Annotated in this window: 11 protein-coding genes; 5 read left to right on the forward strand and 6 right to left on the reverse strand. The window is 55.1% G+C overall.

Annotated features, from left to right (window positions below; genetic code table 11):
- Genes mdtC through U0026_RS08410 form a run of 3 tightly spaced genes read right to left on the reverse strand, consistent with a single transcriptional unit; the run spans nt 1 to nt 7,460 of the window.
- Nucleotides 1–3,078 (reverse strand): multidrug efflux RND transporter permease subunit MdtC, encoded by a 3,078-nt coding sequence (gene mdtC, locus U0026_RS08400; protein ID WP_062778682.1) that lies wholly within the window; start codon nt 3,076–3,078, stop codon nt 1–3.
- Nucleotides 3,079–6,201, reverse strand: a complete 3,123-nt coding sequence (locus U0026_RS08405) for an MdtB/MuxB family multidrug efflux RND transporter permease subunit (RefSeq protein WP_062778680.1) — start codon at nt 6,199–6,201, stop codon at nt 3,079–3,081.
- Nucleotides 6,201–7,460 carry an MdtA/MuxA family multidrug efflux RND transporter periplasmic adaptor subunit gene (locus U0026_RS08410; protein ID WP_062778678.1) on the reverse strand — a complete coding sequence of 420 codons (1,260 nt, stop codon included), beginning with the start codon at nt 7,458–7,460 and terminating at the stop codon, nt 6,201–6,203. Before U0026_RS08410 ends, U0026_RS08405 begins: the two co-directional genes overlap by 1 nt.
- Nucleotides 7,461–7,713: 253 nt before the next feature.
- Here U0026_RS08410 and U0026_RS08415 point away from each other — a divergent pair, with 253 nt between their 5' ends.
- Nucleotides 7,714–7,773: a type I toxin-antitoxin system Ibs family toxin gene (locus tag U0026_RS08415; protein ID WP_126440999.1), complete on the forward strand. Its 60-nt coding sequence runs from the start codon at nt 7,714–7,716 to the stop codon at nt 7,771–7,773.
- 82 nt (nt 7,774–7,855) lie between these two features.
- On the opposite strand, the gene yegD is transcribed toward U0026_RS08415, so the two are convergent.
- A complete protein-coding gene (gene yegD, locus U0026_RS08420) occupies nt 7,856–9,208 on the reverse strand; it encodes a molecular chaperone (RefSeq protein ID WP_062778712.1) in 1,353 nt (450 codons plus the stop codon).
- 146 nt (nt 9,209–9,354) lie between these two features.
- Here yegD and alkA point away from each other — a divergent pair, with 146 nt between their 5' ends.
- Nucleotides 9,355–10,197, forward strand: a complete 843-nt coding sequence (gene alkA / locus U0026_RS08425; protein ID WP_062778676.1) for a DNA-3-methyladenine glycosylase 2 — start codon at nt 9,355–9,357, stop codon at nt 10,195–10,197.
- On the opposite strand, the gene U0026_RS08430 is transcribed toward alkA, so the two are convergent.
- Entirely contained in the window at nt 10,149–12,419 is a 2,271-nt protein-coding gene (locus U0026_RS08430; protein WP_062778674.1) for a PAS domain S-box protein, read from the reverse strand. The two genes, alkA and U0026_RS08430, sit on opposite strands and share 49 nt — an antisense overlap.
- A gap of 352 nt (nt 12,420–12,771) precedes the next feature.
- Between U0026_RS08430 and udk the strand changes: the two genes are divergently transcribed.
- The 3 genes from udk to asmA all read left to right on the forward strand — a co-directional run bounded on the left by udk (nt 12,772) and on the right by asmA (nt 15,944).
- Nucleotides 12,772–13,413: a uridine kinase gene (gene udk / locus U0026_RS08435; RefSeq protein ID WP_062778672.1), complete on the forward strand. Its 642-nt coding sequence runs from the start codon at nt 12,772–12,774 to the stop codon at nt 13,411–13,413.
- A gap of 78 nt (nt 13,414–13,491) precedes the next feature.
- On the forward strand, nt 13,492–14,073 hold the full coding sequence (gene dcd, locus U0026_RS08440; protein ID WP_062778670.1) for a dCTP deaminase: 582 nt from the start codon (nt 13,492–13,494) through the stop codon (nt 14,071–14,073).
- 26 nt (nt 14,074–14,099) lie between these two features.
- Nucleotides 14,100–15,944, forward strand: a complete 1,845-nt coding sequence (asmA, locus tag U0026_RS08445) for an outer membrane assembly protein AsmA (protein ID WP_062778668.1) — start codon at nt 14,100–14,102, stop codon at nt 15,942–15,944.
- A 44-nt stretch (nt 15,945–15,988) separates the two neighbouring features.
- Here asmA and U0026_RS08450 read toward each other — a convergent pair whose 3' ends face one another.
- Nucleotides 15,989–17,569 carry a TerC family protein gene (locus U0026_RS08450; RefSeq protein ID WP_062778666.1) on the reverse strand — a complete coding sequence of 527 codons (1,581 nt, stop codon included), beginning with the start codon at nt 17,567–17,569 and terminating at the stop codon, nt 15,989–15,991.
- Nucleotides 17,570–17,811: the final 242 nt, after the last annotated feature.

The following is a 17,811-nucleotide window of genomic DNA, read 5'->3' on the forward strand; positions in this document are numbered from 1 at the left end:
TTAGTCAGTTACCGATTGTCGAGGTTGACGCGAAAAACGCAGACGCAGTCGGTCGAAGAACAAATAGACCACCGGGGTGGTGTAGAGGGTGAGTAACTGGCTGACGGCCAGCCCCCCGACAATGGTAATCCCCAGTGGTTGACGCAGTTCTGAGCCATCGCCCCCCGAGAGCACCAGCGGTAAAGCACCAAATAATGCCGCCAGCGTAGTCATCATAATCGGACGAAAACGCAGTAGGCAGGCCTGGAAAATGGCCTCTTCCGGCGTCAGGTTGCCGTTACGCTGTGCTTCAAGGGCGAAGTCGACCATCATGATGGCGTTTTTCTTCACAATGCCAATTAATAGCATGATCCCAATAAGAGCGATTAGGCTGAACGGGGCATCAAAAAGCTCCAGCGCCAGCAGCGCTCCGACCCCCGCCGATGGCAGAGTCGAGAGAATGGTCAGCGGGTGAACGTAGCTCTCGTACAAAATCCCCAGCACGATATAGACCGTAGCGATAGCGGCGATAATCAGGATAACCTGGGAGTTCATGGTCTCCTGGAACACCTGCGCCGTCCCGGCAAACGAGCCGCGTACCGTTGACGGCACGCCAAGCTGAGTCATGGCGCGGGTAATAGCATCGCTGGCTTCCGACAGTGATTTACCGGTGGGCAGGTTAAAGGAGACGGTCGACGCCGCCGACAGCCCCTGATGGTTCACCGACAGCGGCGCGTTGGCCGGTTGCCATTTGGCGAAGTAGGAGAGCGGAATGGCTTTGCCGTCGCTGTTAATCACGAACATCTTATCTAGCGTGCTGACATCTTGGGTGTAAATCGGGTCGACCTGCATCACCACTTTATACTGGTTAAGCGGTTGGTAGATGGTAGAAATCTGTCGCTGGCCGAAGGCGTTGTTGAGCAAGCTATTGGCCTCCTCAACGTTGATGCCCAGCCGTGACATGGTTTCACGGTCGTAGACCAGTGCCATCTCCGCGCCGTTATCTTGTTGATCCGAGTTGACGTCCGCCAGCTCCGGTAATGTCGCCAGCGCTTTGCGGATTTTCGGCTCCCACTCGCGTAGGGCACTTAAATCATCGGACAGCAGCGTGTACTGATAGCTAGCGTTGGACTGACGCCCGCCGACGCGAATATCCTGTACCGCCATTAAGAACAGGTTAGCGCCCGGCTCTTTCGCCAGCTTCTTGCGCAGGCGGTCGATAATCTGCTGCGCCGTTTCGTGGCGCTGGTCACGCGATTTCAGGGTGATAAACATCATCCCGCTGTTGACCCGCGAGCCGCCGGTAAAGCCAGTGACGTTATCCACTGCCGGGTCTTCACGAATGATCTTCATAAAGTCCTGAAGCTTACCGCGCATGGCCTGGAACGAAATGCTTTGGTCCGCCTGAATGCCGCCCATCAGCACTCCGGTATCCTGCTCGGGGAAGAAGGTTTTCGGAATCGAAATATAGAGCCAGACGTTTAAGGCAATGGTGGCGAGGAACACCACGCCGACCAATCTAGCGTGGTTCAGTACCCAGCGCAGCGACTTGCCGTAACCTTGCTGCATCGCGACCAGCAAACGGCCTAGACCTTTCGTGCGCGTCGGCGTGTGCGGGCGGCTGGATTTGAGCATCCAGCCACACATCATTGGTGTGAGCGTAAGCGAGACCGCCAGCGAAATGCCGATAGCCACCGACAGCGTAACGGCAAACTCACGGAGTAATCTGCCGGGCAGACCGCCCATCAGCAGCAGCGGCAGGAAAACGGCAACCAACGACACACTCATCGACAGCACGGTAAAGCCCACTTCGCGGCTGCCCTGTAGCGCCGCCTGCAACGGTTTCATACCCGCTTCCAGATGACGGGAAATATTCTCCAGCACCACGATGGCGTCATCGACCACAAAACCGGTGGCAATAGTCAGCGCCATTAGCGAAAGATTATTGAGGCTGAATCCGCACAAATACATGGCGGCAAAGGTGCCGATGAGTGAGACGGGCACCGCCACGGCGGGGATGAGCGTCGCGCGGCCTGAACGCAGGAACAAGAACACCACCAGAATCACCAGCGCTACCGAAATGACCAGCGTCTGCTCAACTTCTTCCAGCGAGGCACGGATGGTCGGCGAGCGATCCTGGGCAATTTGCAGATCGATAGCCGCCGGAATAGTCTGCTGAAGCTGCGGCAGTTCAGCGCGGATACTGTCGACCGTTTGAATAATGTTGGCTTCCGGTAGTTTGCGGATCATCAGCAAAATCGCCGGTTTGGCGTTGGTCATCCCAGCGTTGCGCACATCCTGCACCGAGTCGCTGACGGTCGCCACGTCGCTCAGGCGCACCGCCGCACCGTTGTTGTAGTGGATAATCAGCGGTTGGTATTCAGCGGCTTTTTTCAGTTCATCATTCGTCTGGATCTGCCAGCGGTGAGCGGTATCCTCAAGCGCGCCCTGCGGTTTACGCACGTTGGCATTACTGATGGCGCTGCGGACTGCGTCGAGCGACACACCCTGGTTAAACAGCGCCTGCGGGTTGAGGTCGACGCGCACGGCGGGCAGGGAACTGCCGCCAACATCCACATCACCGACGCCATCAATCTGCGCAATATTCTGCGCCAACTGGGTGGAGGCGAAGTCGTACAGCTCGCCCTGCGAATAGGTATCCGACGTTAAGGTCAGGATCATAATGGGCGAATCTGATGGATTGGCCTTGCGATAGGTTGGACGGCTTGGCATGCCGCTAGGCAGCAGATTCTGCGCGGCGTTAATCGCCGCCTGTACGTCACGGGCTGCCCCGTTGATGTCACGGTCAAAGTTAAATTCGAGAATAATGCGCGTACTGCCAAGCGAACTGCTGGAGGTCATTTCACTGACCCCTGCAATCCGCCCAAGCGAGCGTTCAAGCGGTGTGGCAACGGACGACGCCATGGTTTCCGGCGACGCGCCTGGCAGCGACGCGCTGACCATAATCACCGGGAAATCGACCTGCGGCAGCGGGGCCACCGGCAGCAGGCGGAAACCCAGCACGCCACACAGGGTAATCGCCAGCGAAATAAGGATCGTCGCCACCGGGCGATAGATAAAGAGCGCAAAGAAATTCACTTACGCGTCCTCTTCACGGCGCGGGAAGCGGCTTTTCAGATACAACGACAGGCGGTCAAACAGCAAGTAGATAACCGGCGTGGTAAACAGCGTCAGAACCTGGCTTACCAGTAGACCACCGACCATCCCGATCCCCAGCGGACGCCGCAGCTCTGCGCCCACGCCGGTGCTGAGCATCAGCGGCAGTGCGCCCAGCAGCGCTGCCAGCGTGGTCATCAGGATAGGACGAAAACGCAGCAGACAGGCCTGGTAAATAGCTTCACGCGGCGGCATACCCTGTTCGCGTTCGGCGGCCAGCGCAAAGTCGATCATCATGATCGCATTCTTCTTCACGATACCAATCAGCAAAATGATGCCGATAATGGCAATCACGTCCAGCTCGCTGCCTGAGATAATCAGCGCCAGCAGTGCGCCTACGCCTGCCGTCGGTAATGTAGAGAGTATGGTTATCGGGTGAATAAAGCTTTCGTATAGCACGCCCAGCACGATATACATCGCCACCACCGCCGCGACCACCAGCCAGATTGTACTGCTCAGCGCCGACTGGAAGGCGAGGGTGCTGCCCTGGAATTCGGTGCGGATATCCACCGGGAAATTCAGCGCTTTCTCGGCGTCCTGAATTGACTGCACCGCATCACCCAACGAGTATCCGTCCGGGACGTTGAACGAGATGGTCGTCACCGGGAATTGGTCGAGATGGTTAATGGAAAGCGGGGCAAAACGCTGCTCAATTTTGGCTATCGCCGTCAGCGGTACGATGCCGCCGTCGCTGCTGGTCAGGCGGATGTTGTCCAGCGCCGCCAGCCCCGGCGTAGCCTGGGTATCATGCTCCAGCACCACGCGATACTGGTTTGCCTGGGTGTAAATGGTTGAGATCAGTCGCTGGCCGAAGGCGTTGTACAGTGCATTATCCACATCAGCCATCGAAATACCCAAACGGCTGGCGCTGTCGCGATCGACGTTAACGAAGGCCACCAACCCGCGATCCTGCCAGTCGCTGCTGACATCGGAAAGCTGTGGCTGTGCCTGAAGCTGGGTCATCAACTGCGGTACCCATTCGCTTAAGGCGTCGAGCGAGTTGGCTTGAAGCGTAAACTGATACTGGGTGCGGCTGACGGTGGTGTCGATGGTTAAATCCTGCGTCGGCTGTAAATACAGTTCTACGCCCGGAATACGCGCTACAGACTGTTGCAGTCGGCTAATGACTGCCTGAACGCGGTCATCGCGCTCGTCCAGCGGTTTAAGGTTAATTTGCAGACGGGCGCTGTTGAGCGCTGGGTTGGTGCCGTCGACACCGACAAAAGAGGTCAGGCTTTCAACGGCAGGGTCTTTCAGGATGGCGTCGGCCACCGTCTGCTGGCGTAGCGCCATGCTGGTGAATGATTCGGATTGTGGTGCCTGAAGCGTGCCCTGAATAATGCCATTATCCTGAATGGGGAAGAAACCTTTCGGGATAGTTATCCATAAAATCACCGATAGCAGTAAGGTGCCAATGGCGACACTCAGGGTTAGCCATGGGTGATTTAATACCCGTGCCAGCAGATGACCGTATCCGGCAATGACGCGTTCAAAGAAGCGTTCACTGGCGCGCGAGAAGCGGTTTTGTTTGCGCAGTGATTCGTGGCTTAACATGCGTGCGCACATCATTGGCGTGAGCGTGAGCGACACGATAGCTGAGATCAGTATCGCCACGGCTAGCGTCACGGCAAACTCGCGGAACAGACGACCGATAATATCGCCCATAAACAGCAGCGGGATCAGCACGGCAATCAGCGAAAGGGTCAGTGAGATGATGGTAAAGCCAATCTCACCAGCGCCTTTAAGCGCTGCCGCCATCGGCTTCTCACCTTTTTCGATATAACGCGAAATATTTTCGATAACCACGATGGCGTCATCGACCACAAAGCCGGTGGCGATAGTCAACGCCATCAGCGTCAGGTTGTTTATCGAGAAGTCGAGGAACACCATCACCGCAAAAGTACCAACCAGCGAGAGCGGCACGGCAACGCCGGGAATAATGGTCGCTGGGACGTTACGCAGGAACAGGTAGATGATCATCACCACCAGCGCAATTGCCAGCATCAGCTCAAACTGCGTGTCGGAAACCGAGGCGCGAATATTGGTGGTGCGGTCAGAAAGCACCTCAACTTTGACCGATTTTGGCAGGCTTTCGGTCAGCTGTGGGAGCATCTGGCGAATGCTGTCCGCCGTCGAGATAATGTTAGCGCCCGGCTGGCGCTGCACGTTCATCACGATGGCCTGTTTTTTGTTGGCCCACGCGCCAAGCCAGCTGTTTTCGGCCCCTTGTTCAACGGTGGCGACATCGCCTAAGCGAATCGGTGCGCCATTTTTGTAGGCGATGATCAACTGGCGGTATTCTTGCGCCGACTGCATCTGGTCGTTGGCAGAGAGCGTCACGGCGCGCGTTGGGCCGTCGAGGCTACCTTTAGCGGAGTTGACGTTAGCGCTGGTGATGGCGGTGCGAATATCTTCGCTGGTCAATCCCAGCGCGGCAATGGCCTGCGCGTTAAGCTTCACGCGCACGGCAGGACGCTGGCCGCCTGCTAGCGTCACTAAACCGACACCGGAGACCTGCGAAATTTTCTGCGCCACGCGAGTTTCCACCATATCTTCCACTTCGGTCATTGGCGTGGCGGAAGAGGTGACGGCGAGCGTCATAATCGGCGGATCCGCGGGGTTCACTTTGCTGTAAACCGGCGGGTTCGGCAGATCGCTGGGTAGCAGGTTAGTCGCGGCATTAATGGCGGCCTGGACTTCCTGCTCGGCAACGTCCAGCGGTAGCGTGAGCTGGAATTGCAGCGTGACGACAGAGGCGCCGCCCGAGCTTTGCGAGGACATCTGTTTTAAGCCAGACATCTGGCCGAACTGGCGTTCCAGCGGTGCGGTGACCGCAGAGGTCATCACGTCAGGGCTGGCGCCGGGATAAAGCGTGACGACCTGAATGGTTGGGTAATCCACTTCCGGCAGGGCGGAAACCGGCAGAAAACGGTAGCCAATAATCCCAACCAGCAGAATCGCCACCATCAGCAGGGTGGTGGCGACAGGACGCATAATGAACAGGCGGGAAGGGCCGCCCGTGCTGCTCGGCGGTAACACTTGCATCAGCCGCGCGCTCCTTTATGACCGGCGGCATGACCTTCTGCGGCTGCCGGTTTTTCTGTGCTGGTTGTTGCATCGTGTGCGGCGACCACTTCCACCTTCGCGCCTTCAGTCAGACGGTCGATACCATCGGTCACCACGCGGTCACCCGCAGAAAGTCCGGCGTCGATAACGACCTTCAGGCTGTCCTGAATACCCGGCACTACGGTATGTTTGCTGACTTTATTGTCACTACCCAGCACCCAGACAAAGTGACCGTCGTTGCCCATTTGCAGCGCGGCAGTAGGGATAACCACCGCATTTTGCTGGGTATCTACCAACATGCGTGCGTTGACGAACTGGTTCGGGAATAGCGCGTCATCCTGATTGTTAAAGCGCGCTTTGAGCTTAATGGTGCCGGTGGTGGCATCAATCTGGTTGTCGAGGCTTAACAGCGTACCGTCGCTGAGCTTCTTCTTATTGGTACGATCCCAGGCTTCTACCGCCAGCGCTTGTCCGGCCTTTTGTGCTGCCACCACGGTGGCGATATCGTTCTCTGGCAGGGTGAAAACCAAGTCGATAGGATGGGTTTGCGTCAGCACCACGATACCGGTGGTATCGCCGCTGGAGATCTGGTTACCAATATCCACCTGTTTTAAACCGACGCGACCGTCGATAGGCGCGGTAATACGGCTCCAGGTGAGCTGGAGCTGAGCGCTGGCAACCGATGCTTCATCTGCTTTAATTGTGCCTTCGGATTCGCTGACCAGCGACTGTTGCGTGTCGAGTTCCTGACGAGAAACGAGGTTGGTTTTGACCAGTTGTTGATAACGCGCCAAATCGCGACGCGCATTCGCAAGCGTTGCTTTATCTTTTGCCAGTTGCCCCTCGGCTTGTGCCAGCGCGACTTTGAATTGGCTCGGGTCGATTTCTGCCAGTAAATCCCCGGCTTTAACCTGTTGCCCTTCCTGGAAATGAATCGCCATCAGTTGGCCGTCAACGCGACTTCTGACGGTCACGGTGTTGGCGGCGGTAATGGTGCCCAGCCCGCTTAAATAACGCGGAACGGCTTCACTGGAAGCCGTGGCAGCCTGAACCGGTGCCAGCGTAGCGCCAAAGCGACCGCCATGACGAGCGCCACCGGGAGGGGCCCCCGCCGGTTTTGCCGACGTGGCGTCTGAGGTGCTGGAGTCGCTGCTAAAGTGCCAGATGCCCATTGCGCCCGCGAAAACCACCAGAGCGGCCAGCGCAACCCGCCAGCGAATGTTATGACTGCCTTTCATCGTTATACGTGTCTCGTCCTGAATCATTCCACGAAATGATACTAGTTTAGTGACGGAACGCTCAGGAAAAATGGAGGAAATATGAAAGACGGCGGGAATCGTCTGAATCAGATGCAGCTTTACGAGAAGCCTCGCAAAGCAAAGGGATGAAACGTGGAAAAACGGCCGTTCGTGTTAACGTCGGCGGCGTTTAGCGGGGTGCTAAAACAGGAAAGCCCCTCCTGACGAAGGGGCCTTATATAAGGAAAGGGTTATGATGAAGTTAGTCATCATACTGGTGATACTCTTAGTGATTAGCTACCCAGCTTACTAAGACACCAGGGGGAGGATAAATCCTCCCTTACCCTCATTCCTTTACCATAGGTCGAAAAATCAGCGAAGTCAACGCCTGCGTATCAGGCGAAAACCACCTGCGCCCAGCGAGCCAGGCCGGAGGTGACCGAGCCAAAATCATCGCCACCGGCAATCGGAATGCCTGGAAGCTGTTCGGCTAACGCTTTCTTAATCAGCGGGGAGCGTGCGCTGCCGCCGGTTAAGTAGATAACGTCCGGTTTTTCGCTGCTGTTCTCCAGCGCCAGTTGTACCTGCTCAAGGATACGGGTCAACGGCTGATTCAGCGCCGCTTCCAGCCCGTCCTGAGTGATGGCGGTGGCGAGCTCATCGCTGATAAACGGCAGCGTAGTATCGATAAGTGCGTTTTCGGACAGGGCAATTTTGCTCTCTTCCGCGCTGCGTACCAGACGGTAACTCAAGCGTTGCTGCCACACTTTATACAACAGTGCGACTTTCTCCGCGTCACGCGCATCGCGGGCCAGATCGCGCAGCAGACGACCATTAGCGGCGCTGTAAAAATCGGTCTGCGCTGGGACATCGTTTATCGCCACGGCATTCCACCACGGTAAAAGTGGCAGGGCGATGCCTTTGGCTGTTTCACCGCCCATTCCGAGCAGCGGCATCAGGCTTTTAAAGGCCAGCGCGATGTCGAGGTCGTTACCGCCGACGCGGCAACCGCTGTGACCCAGCAAGCTTTGTTCACGGTCGTGACGAGCGCGCCACTGTGGCCCCATCAGCAGAACAGAACAGTCGGTAGTCCCGCCGCCGATATCCACCACCAGCACGCGTTTTTCGTCCGTCAGGGTCGCTTCAAATTCCAGCCCGGCGGCAACCGGCTCGTACTGGAAGACAACATCGCGGAAACCTGCGCGTTTTGCCGCGCGCTCAAGAATACCCACCGCTTGGGTATTGGCGTCATCGCCACCCAGCCCCTGGAAGTTAATCGGCCGGCCGATCACCGCCTGGTCAAGGCTCTCTGCCAGCTGTGATTGTGCCTGCTGGCGAATATACAGCATCATTGAGCAGACTAGATCTTCGAACACCGCAACCTGCTGCGGTTTGAGCCCACTTGCGCCAAGAAAAGATTTCGGCGATTTGACGAAGTAAACTTCTTCGGGATCGGTGATGTACTGTTTGAGCGACGCCAGACCAAACTGCACGCTGTTGCCGAGAACGTCGATATCTTCATCACGATTGAAGTTGATAGCGCGGCGCAACAATGCCTGCGTTTCGTCGCCCGTTGCCGGAACCTGATGATGGCGGTAGAGCCACTCACTCACCGATTCGCGCGTAGGTGCTGACAACATAGAAGGAAGCAGTGTGCTGCCGTTTTCCATCATCAACATGCGTGGTGCGCCATCTTGCATAACGGCGATAGAACAGTTCGCTGTCCCGTAGTCAAAACCAATAAACACGACAATCATCCCCATGCCAGTGAAGAAAGGGGGGCGACTTTAGCCGAATGTGTGAGTGGCGGCAACTGGAATATGAAAGCAAGGCCCTCAGGTTGATTAGACGCTATGCTGTAACCCTCTGCCCATCCTCAACCTAAGGACTGACGATGTTTGAACTGCCGTGGCTGCCGCCGTATGACTGGGGCTGGATGTTCCGATTTTTGCAGGCGCGTGCCGTAACCGGTATTGAACGTTTTGAGGACGGTAGCTATCACCGTAGCTGGCGCTGTGGGTCGCATTGTGGACTGATAACCATGACCCCCGATGAGTCGAAGCAGGTACTGCGCGTGCATTTGTCTGGCGGGCTGCTACCGGTTGAGGCCCAGGCGAGAGAGGCGGTGACCCGACTGCTGGACTTAACCTGCGATCCCCAGCAGATCCAACATGCTTTAGGCCATCTTGCCGCATCCAGACCTGGGTTACGCTTACCCGGTTCGCTGGATGCGTTTGAGCAAGGGGTACGCGCGATTCTGGGACAGCTGGTGAGCGTGGCGATGGCGGCGAAACTGGCTGGAAAAGTGGTGGCACTCTACGGCGAACCGTTGGACGATGATGAGGATTTCCTGGTATTTCCGCCAGCAGAACGTCTGGCAGCGGGGGATCCGTTAGCGCTAAAAGCGCTGGGGATGCCGCTTAAACGAGCAGAAGCATTGATCCATTTTGCCCAAGCGAACGTTGATGGCAATCTGGCCTCATCATTGCCTGACGATGTCGACCTGGCGTTGAAGGCACTTCTGCAATACCCGGGGATTGGCCGCTGGACGGCGAACTATTTTGCCCTGCGAGCCTGGCAGGCGAAAGACATCTTTTTGCCAGATGACTATTTGATTAAACAGCGTTTCCCCGGAATGACGCCCGCGCAAATCCGCCGTTACGCCGAACGCTGGCAACCGTGGCGCTCCTATGCGTTATTACATATCTGGCATGCCGATGATTGGTCACCAGAATGAACGATTGACGCATACACGGTGACAATCCCCCGTCCATCATGCTTTGAGGCATAGCAGGCGGCGTCTGCCTGCACTAACGCTTCTGCCAGCCGGGCATTATGTTCATGGATCATTGTAATCCCGGCGCTGGCTCCGACCCGGTGCGCACGTCCGGCCCAGCTGAATTCGTAGTGGTTGATGGAATCAACGACGCGTTCCGTTGCATTCAGCGCTTGTTCGGTGCTGCAGTGACGCAGAATAAAGCCGAACTCATCGCCGCCGAGACGGGCAAGAATATCGCTGGGCCTGAGCATGGAGCGCATCAATACGGCTATTTCGTGCAGCAGAGCATCCCCCGCTGCGTGGCCCGCGCTGTCGTTGACCGCTTTAAAGAAGTCGAGGTCGAGCATCACAAGCGCGTGTGACTGGTGGCTGCCCGGAAGCAGTTTGAGTAACCCTTTTAACTGACTTTCAAAACTCGAACGATTGGGTAGATGGGTCAGCGCATCATGCGTGGCGTTGTAGCTCAATTGTCGCAGTAATTTACGTGATTCGGTCACGTCCTGAATGACCAGTACGAAGCCGATTCTGTCGCCTTCCTGAGTGTTCAGCGGTGTCATCGTGTAGTGAATATCAAAACGGTCGCCGTGGCGATTTCTCAGGACTTTATCCTGCTCGCTTTCGTCACGGTTTTTATCTTCCTGGCGCAGACCGTTAATGACAAACCCGTCGTTTTCATAGGTGATATGCAGTACTTGCAGCAGCGGTTTTCCGTGCGCTTGGGCCTGCGTCCAGCCGCTCATCTTTTCAGCCACCGGGTTCATAAAGATAATATTCTGCTGGTTGTCGGTGCTGACAACAGCGTCATGAATAGACCTCAGGGTAATGTGTAGACGCTCTTTTTCCTGAAATAACGCATCGTTTGCCAGCGTAATTCGTGCCATCAGTTGCTTATTGGCTTCACGACTTTTTTTCAGGTCATCGATATCTTCAATCTGCTTAATAAAATACAGCGGCGTACCGTCGTCATTGCGCACCAATGAGACCACGAGCAGGGCCCAGACGATGTCTCCCGTGCGGGTGCAGTAGCGTTTTTCCAGGGTGTATGTGTCGATATCACCGTTAAGTAGCCTGTTAAGCTGCGCCAGATCTTTTGGTAAGTCTTCGTGCCAGGTGACCTGCTGAAAGGTCATTTGGTGCAACTCATCCTGGTTGTAGCCCAGAAAAGTGCCAAGCGCTTTATTGACCTGTAACCATTGCCCGTGGGTATCGACCACCGCCATGCCGATGGCGGAGTATTCCATGGCATTACGAAAGCGGGTTTCGCTTTCGATGATGCGTCGGCGCTCACTGTCTACGGCATGAATCGCGATACTCATCACGCCGGTGGGCAGCAAGACCATCAGGAAAGGCAGTCCCGGTAGGTCAGTCAGTGCGTAACCATTGAGCGTACTTTCAATCATGTGCAGCACCTGAGGATGCAGCGCAGTTAACGTCAGTACCGTCATGATGGTGATAAGAAAAATCAGGAACGCTTCGCAACGCCGCTGGCGCACGGCGCTCCACATCAGCAGCACCATGATGCAGGTAAACGGCCATGGCAAATAAAGCATGGATAGCAGGCTGAGGATTAACGTCATGGCGGCCGTCAGCAGGAAGGGGATCAGCTCACGAGGGCGTTGACGGTAACGCTTGAAAAACTGTGCGTCCAGCAGCAGTCCTAATGGCACCAACGCCAGCGCGCCGGTTGCTTCAGAAAACACCCAAACCAGTAGCGTTTGCCACCCCGTTCCGCCAGGAGCCAAACTGCCAATCAGCATGCCGCCCAGTAGCGGAGGGATAAGCGCGCTGGCAATCGCCATTTTCGACCAGTCATGCAGGTCTTTTAACGGGTCTTCGCGCACCAGCCAGCGCCGCATGAGCAGCGCGCCAATCAGTGCTTCGGTCACATTCGTCAGTGGGTAAAGCAGCGAAATCGAGGGCGAATAAAGGCTTGTTGCGCCGATAACGCCTGCAATCCCCGCCAGCGCAATCGCGGGCCATAGTACGCTGTGAAAGCGATAAAAGGCGGCCATCATGATAGCGGTGGGAAACCAGATGGGCGAGAGTTCACTGGGTTTGTGGGAGAGCGCAAATGAAAACAGGGTGAACAGGAAAATCACAAATGCCAGGCCAAACACGAGTTGTGCTGAGTGACGTGGTGAACCGGATATAAAGGCAATACGATGATTTTCTTTCTTCATTACCACGTTTTTCCGAGGTGAATCGCCCCGGCCAGACTGAGAGAGAAACCGATTATGCCGCAATTTGCGGCGGGTTTATTGGATCAGCAGCACTAATTGACAATAATCGGCAATTGTTAATAGTCCTAATATTTTCAATGTGAATATATGCTTAGGATTGAAATAAACGTATGCCGGTTTCGCGTTTTGTCACCGTAGATCGACGCATACGACTGGTATCGTCGCCTTGAAATCCCTATAATTGCCGCGTTTGGCGCAGATACATGAGATTATTCGGTAATACTCCCGGAATAATATTGTCTATGTCGTGCCGTCCTTCCTTTCATCCAGGTTAATCGGGTCGCAAAAATTTATGACTGATAAGTCTCATCAGTGCGTCATTGTAGGCATCGCCGGCGCATCGGCTTCAGGTAAAAGTCTTATTGCTAGTACGCTGTATCGTGAGCTTCGCGATCAGGTAGGTGATGAGCACATTGGTGTTATCCCTGAAGATAGTTATTACAAAGACCAAAGTCATCTGTCGATGGAAGATCGGGTTAAAACCAACTACGACCATCCCAACGCCATGGATCACAGCTTGCTGTTCCAGCATCTCCAGACCTTAAAGCGTGGTACCCCGATCGAATTGCCGGTATACAGCTACGTTGAGCATACCCGCATGAAGGAAACAATCCATATCCTGCCCAAAAAGGTGATTATCCTTGAAGGGATCCTGCTGCTGACGGACGCGCGCCTGCGCGATGAGATGAACTTCTCGATCTTCGTTGATACTCCTCTGGATATCTGCCTGATGCGCCGCATTAAACGTGATGTTAACGAACGCGGTCGCTCGATGGATTCGGTGATGGCGCAGTATCAGAAAACCGTTCGCCCGATGTTCCTGCAGTTTATTGAACCTTCCAAGCAGTACGCCGACATTATCGTGCCACGCGGCGGTAAAAACCGCATCGCCATCGACATTCTGAAAGCGAAAATTAGTCAGTTTTTTGAATAACTCACGTGAATTGTGTAACGTGAAGTCAAAGGCCCTTAACCAGGTGGAAGAGGGCAGGAAGTAAAACAGGAGAAAGATATGCGTCTGTGTGACCGAGATATAGAAGCCTGGCTGGACGACGGAAGACTGTCGATCACCCCGCGCCCACCCGTTGAGCGTATCAATGGCGCAACGGTTGACGTGCGTTTAGGCAATAAATTTCGCACCTTTAGCGGTCATACGGCGGCGTTTATCGATTTAAGCGGCCCGAAGGCGGAAGTTAGTGCGGCGCTTGACCGTGTGATGAGCGATGAAATCGTTCTGCCGGAAGGGGACGCCTTCTATCTGCATCCTGGTGAGCTGGCGCTCGCGGTCACCCTGGAATCGGTGACGCTGCCGGCGGATCTGGTCGGCTGGCTGGATGGACGTTCCTCCCTGGCCCGTTTGGGCTTAATGGTGCACGTCACCGCGCACCGTATCGATCCGGGTTGGTCTGGCTGCATCGTGCTGGAGTTCTATAATTCCGGCAAGCTGCCGCTGGCACTGCGCCCCGGCATGCTAATCGGCGCGTTGAGTTTTGAGCCGCTTTCAGGCCCGGCTGCGCGTCCTTATAACCGTCGTGAAGATGCGAAATATCGCAATCAGCAGGGCGCGGTTGCCAGTCGTATTGATAAAGACTGACCCGTCGCTAAGCTGATGAGGGTGCCATGAGACGAATATTGACGACGCTGATGATCCTGCTGGTGGTGCTGATTGCCGGCTTGTCATCACTGGTGCTACTGGTCAATCCCAATGACTTCCGTAGCTATATGGTGAAGCAGGTCGAGGAGCGCAGCGGCTATCAACTTCGGCTTGATGGCTCTTTGCGTTGGCACGTTTGGCCGCGGTTAAGTATTCTTTCAGGCCGCATGGCCTTGACCGCGCCGGGGGCCAGCGAGCCGCTGGTACGGGCAGACAACATGCGTCTTGACGTTTCGCTGTTGCCTTTGCTGTCACACCAGCTACAAGTGCAGCAGGTGATGCTCAAAGGCGCGGTCATTCAACTGACGCCCCAGACTGAAGCCATTGTAGCGAAGAATGCGCCGGTCGCGCCGAAAGGCACCTCGCTGCCGCAGGATGCAGACGAACATGGCTGGTCGTTTGATATCGCCGGGTTACAGGTGGTTGATAGCGTACTGGTGTTCCAGCATGAGGACGATGAGCAGATTACCGTCCGTGATATTCGATTGCAGATGGAACAAGATGCTCGCCAGCAGGCGGCCATCGACTTCTCCGGCCGCATCAATCGTGACCAGCGTGACTTGAACCTCGCTATTTCCGCCAACCTGCAGACCGGGGATTTTCCTCATCATCTGGATGCCCAGCTGTCGCAAATTAGCTGGAAGTTACAGGGTGCTGACCTTCCTGCGCAGGGCATCAGCGGTAACGGTAGCGTGAATGCGCGCTGGTTGGGTGACAATAAAACACTCAGCTTCAGTGGTCTTAACCTGACCGCCAATGACAGCACGCTGACGGGGTCGGGCAGCGTCATGCTGGGGGATATTCCCGTCTGGGCGCTGAATCTCCAGTCCGATAAACTCAATCTTGATAATCTGTTGCTGCATTCCGATTTCACTGCCGGCAATGGCGTGCAAAAGGCCCAGGCGGCAGTTAAACAGCCGCGCCCGGTGATAGCCAGCGACGCTGATGAAAAGCCTTACCAGGGTTTACTCGGCTTTAACGGTACGCTGGATATGTCGGCCAAAGCGGTAAACTGGCGCGGTATGCCGTTTACTCAGGTCACCGTTCAAGCTAATAACCAGCAAGGTTTACTGCGCATCTCGCGTCTGGAAGGCGAGCTTAATGGTGGGCAACTCTCTTTACCGGGAACCCTGGATGCCCGCGGTCGTACACCGCAGGCAAAATTCCAGCCGAAGCTCGACGATGTACAGATTGGCAGTTTGTTGAAAGCCTTTAATTATCCTATTGATATGGTCGGCAAGTTGTCTATGGCCGGTGATTTCTCAGGAGAGGCCATTGATGCAAACCGCTTCCGTCGGGACTGGCAAGGGCAGGGGCATGTTGAACTGAAAGACGTTCGCACTGAAGGGCTGAATTTCCAGCAGTTGGTCCAACAGGCGGTTGAGCGCAGCTCGGATATTCGCGGGCAGGACAATTATGACAATGCCACGCGTCTGGACTTACTCACCACCGATATTTCACTTGAGAACGGTGTGATGACCTTAGACAACCTTGAAGGCCAGTCGACTCTCATGGCGCTGACCGGCAAGGGCTCGCTGGATCTGATGAAAGAGGAAGGCGATATGCAATTTGCCATCCAGGTCACCGGTGGCTGGCAGGGGGAAGGGAAGCTGGTGGATGTTCTGAAGACGACCGCTATTCCTCTGCGCGTCTACGGCAAGTGGAGCGAATTGAACTACAGTTTACAGGTTGATCAGGTGCTGCGCCGTCATCTGCAAAATGAGGCCAAACGCCGGTTGAATGACTGGGCAGACCGCAATCAGGATTCGCAATCTGGCAAAGATGTGAAGCAATTCCTGGATAAGCAATAAGACAATCCCGGCGGAGCGATGTTTCGCCGGGAAAGCCGCGATACCTACACTTCGTAATCCAGCTCATCCTGCGGCGGCGGGATAATCTGCACCTTTTGTACCCGATGACTTTCGACCTGCAAGGTTTTTAACGTCCACGGGCCAATCTGTACTTCTTCTCCCGCTTGCGGAATACGTTGCAGGTGCTCCATCAACAGCCCAGCGATAGTGTGGTATTCGCGTTTATCATCCAGCGGCAACGGAACGTACTGCACCAAATCTTCCAGCGGCATATGACCGTTTGCCGTCCAGGTGCCATCAGTATTACGCTGGATATCGTGACGGGCATCAATCTCTACCGCTTCGTTCGGCAGATTACCGGCAATGGTTTCCGTGACATCACTTAAGGTCACCACGCCCTCTACAGAACCAAATTCATCGACCACGAAAGCGAAGTGAGTTCGCGCGTTACGGAACTGCTCCAATGCTGATAACAGCGGCAGCGCCTCAGGGAAGACCAGGGGCTGGCGAAGCAATACTCGCAGATCCAGGGGTTCCCCACGCAACGATTGCTGCAACAGGTCAATGATGTGCACGACGCCAAGCAGGTCTTCATCATTATCCCCACCGGTCACGACCAGGCGGGTATGCTGGTTTTTCTCAAGCAGCGCGCGCACTTCACTCTCCGGCGCACTGAGATCGATATGCTCAATATCGTGGCGTGACGTCATAATACTGCTGACAGTACGCTGGTTGAGATTAAGCACACGCTCAATCATCCGCCGTTCCTGCGGGTCAAAGATCTGCTGATTATCCTGATCGACTAACAAAGAGGCGGTACCCGCATCCAGCTCCGCGTCTTCTTTGTTACCGCTCAACAAACGCATGACCGCATCAGTGGTGCGGCTACGCAGTGACTGGTTGGCGGTAAGAAAGCGGCGACGGTTGAAGATAGCCAACTGGTTTAAGAACTCAATCATTACCGAGAAACCGATAGCAGCGTACAGATAGCCTTTCGGAATGATGACGCCGAAACCTTCTGCAACCAGGCTAAAGCCTATCATCAGCAGGAAACTCAGGCACAAGATAACGATTGTTGGGTGACTATTCACGAAGCGGGTTAACGCTTTGCTGGCCAGCAGCATCAGGCTGATAGCGATAATGACCGCCGCCATCATGACCGCCAGATGATCAACCATCCCGACGGCGGTGATAACAGAGTCTAGCGAGAAGACCGCATCCAGCACCACGATTTGCGTCACCACAGGCCAGAAACGCGCACCTCGCCGTTGGGTAGGGCTATCGCTATCTTTGCCTTCTAACCGCTCGTTCAGTTCTACGGTAGCCTTAAACAGCAAGAAGAAGCCGCCGACCAGCATAATCAGGTCGCGGGCGCTGAAGGTAAAGTCACCCACGCTAAACAGCGGTTTAGTGAGCGTCACCAGCCACGAGATAGAGGCCAGCAACAGCAGGCGCATGACCATCGCCAGAATGAGCCCGGTGACGCGCGCGCGGTTACGCTCGGCAGGTGGGAGCTTTTCAGCCAGGATGGCGATAAACACCAAATTATCAATTCCGAGAACCAGCTCGATGACAACCAGCGTCACGAGTCCCGCCCAAATAGACGGATCGGCAATCCATTCCATACGTTGATTAAAACCTTATGTTACAAGACTGATTGATCATGGATAAAGCGGCGGGAAAATGCAACGTCTGGCTGTGATTTATCCGGGTAAAATTAAGGGGTATTAAGAAAATAGAGAACAGGATGGTTGAGGGAATATTATCAATTTAAACTGATGGGAGGGCGCTTATTAATATTTGTCAATATAAAGGAAATCCTAAAATCCGCCTCCTTATTAATCTTAATATTAATCTTAAAATTATT

The organism is Kluyvera intermedia (genome assembly GCF_034424175.1).
In the GTDB taxonomy this organism is placed as follows: domain Bacteria; phylum Pseudomonadota; class Gammaproteobacteria; order Enterobacterales; family Enterobacteriaceae; genus Kluyvera; species Kluyvera intermedia.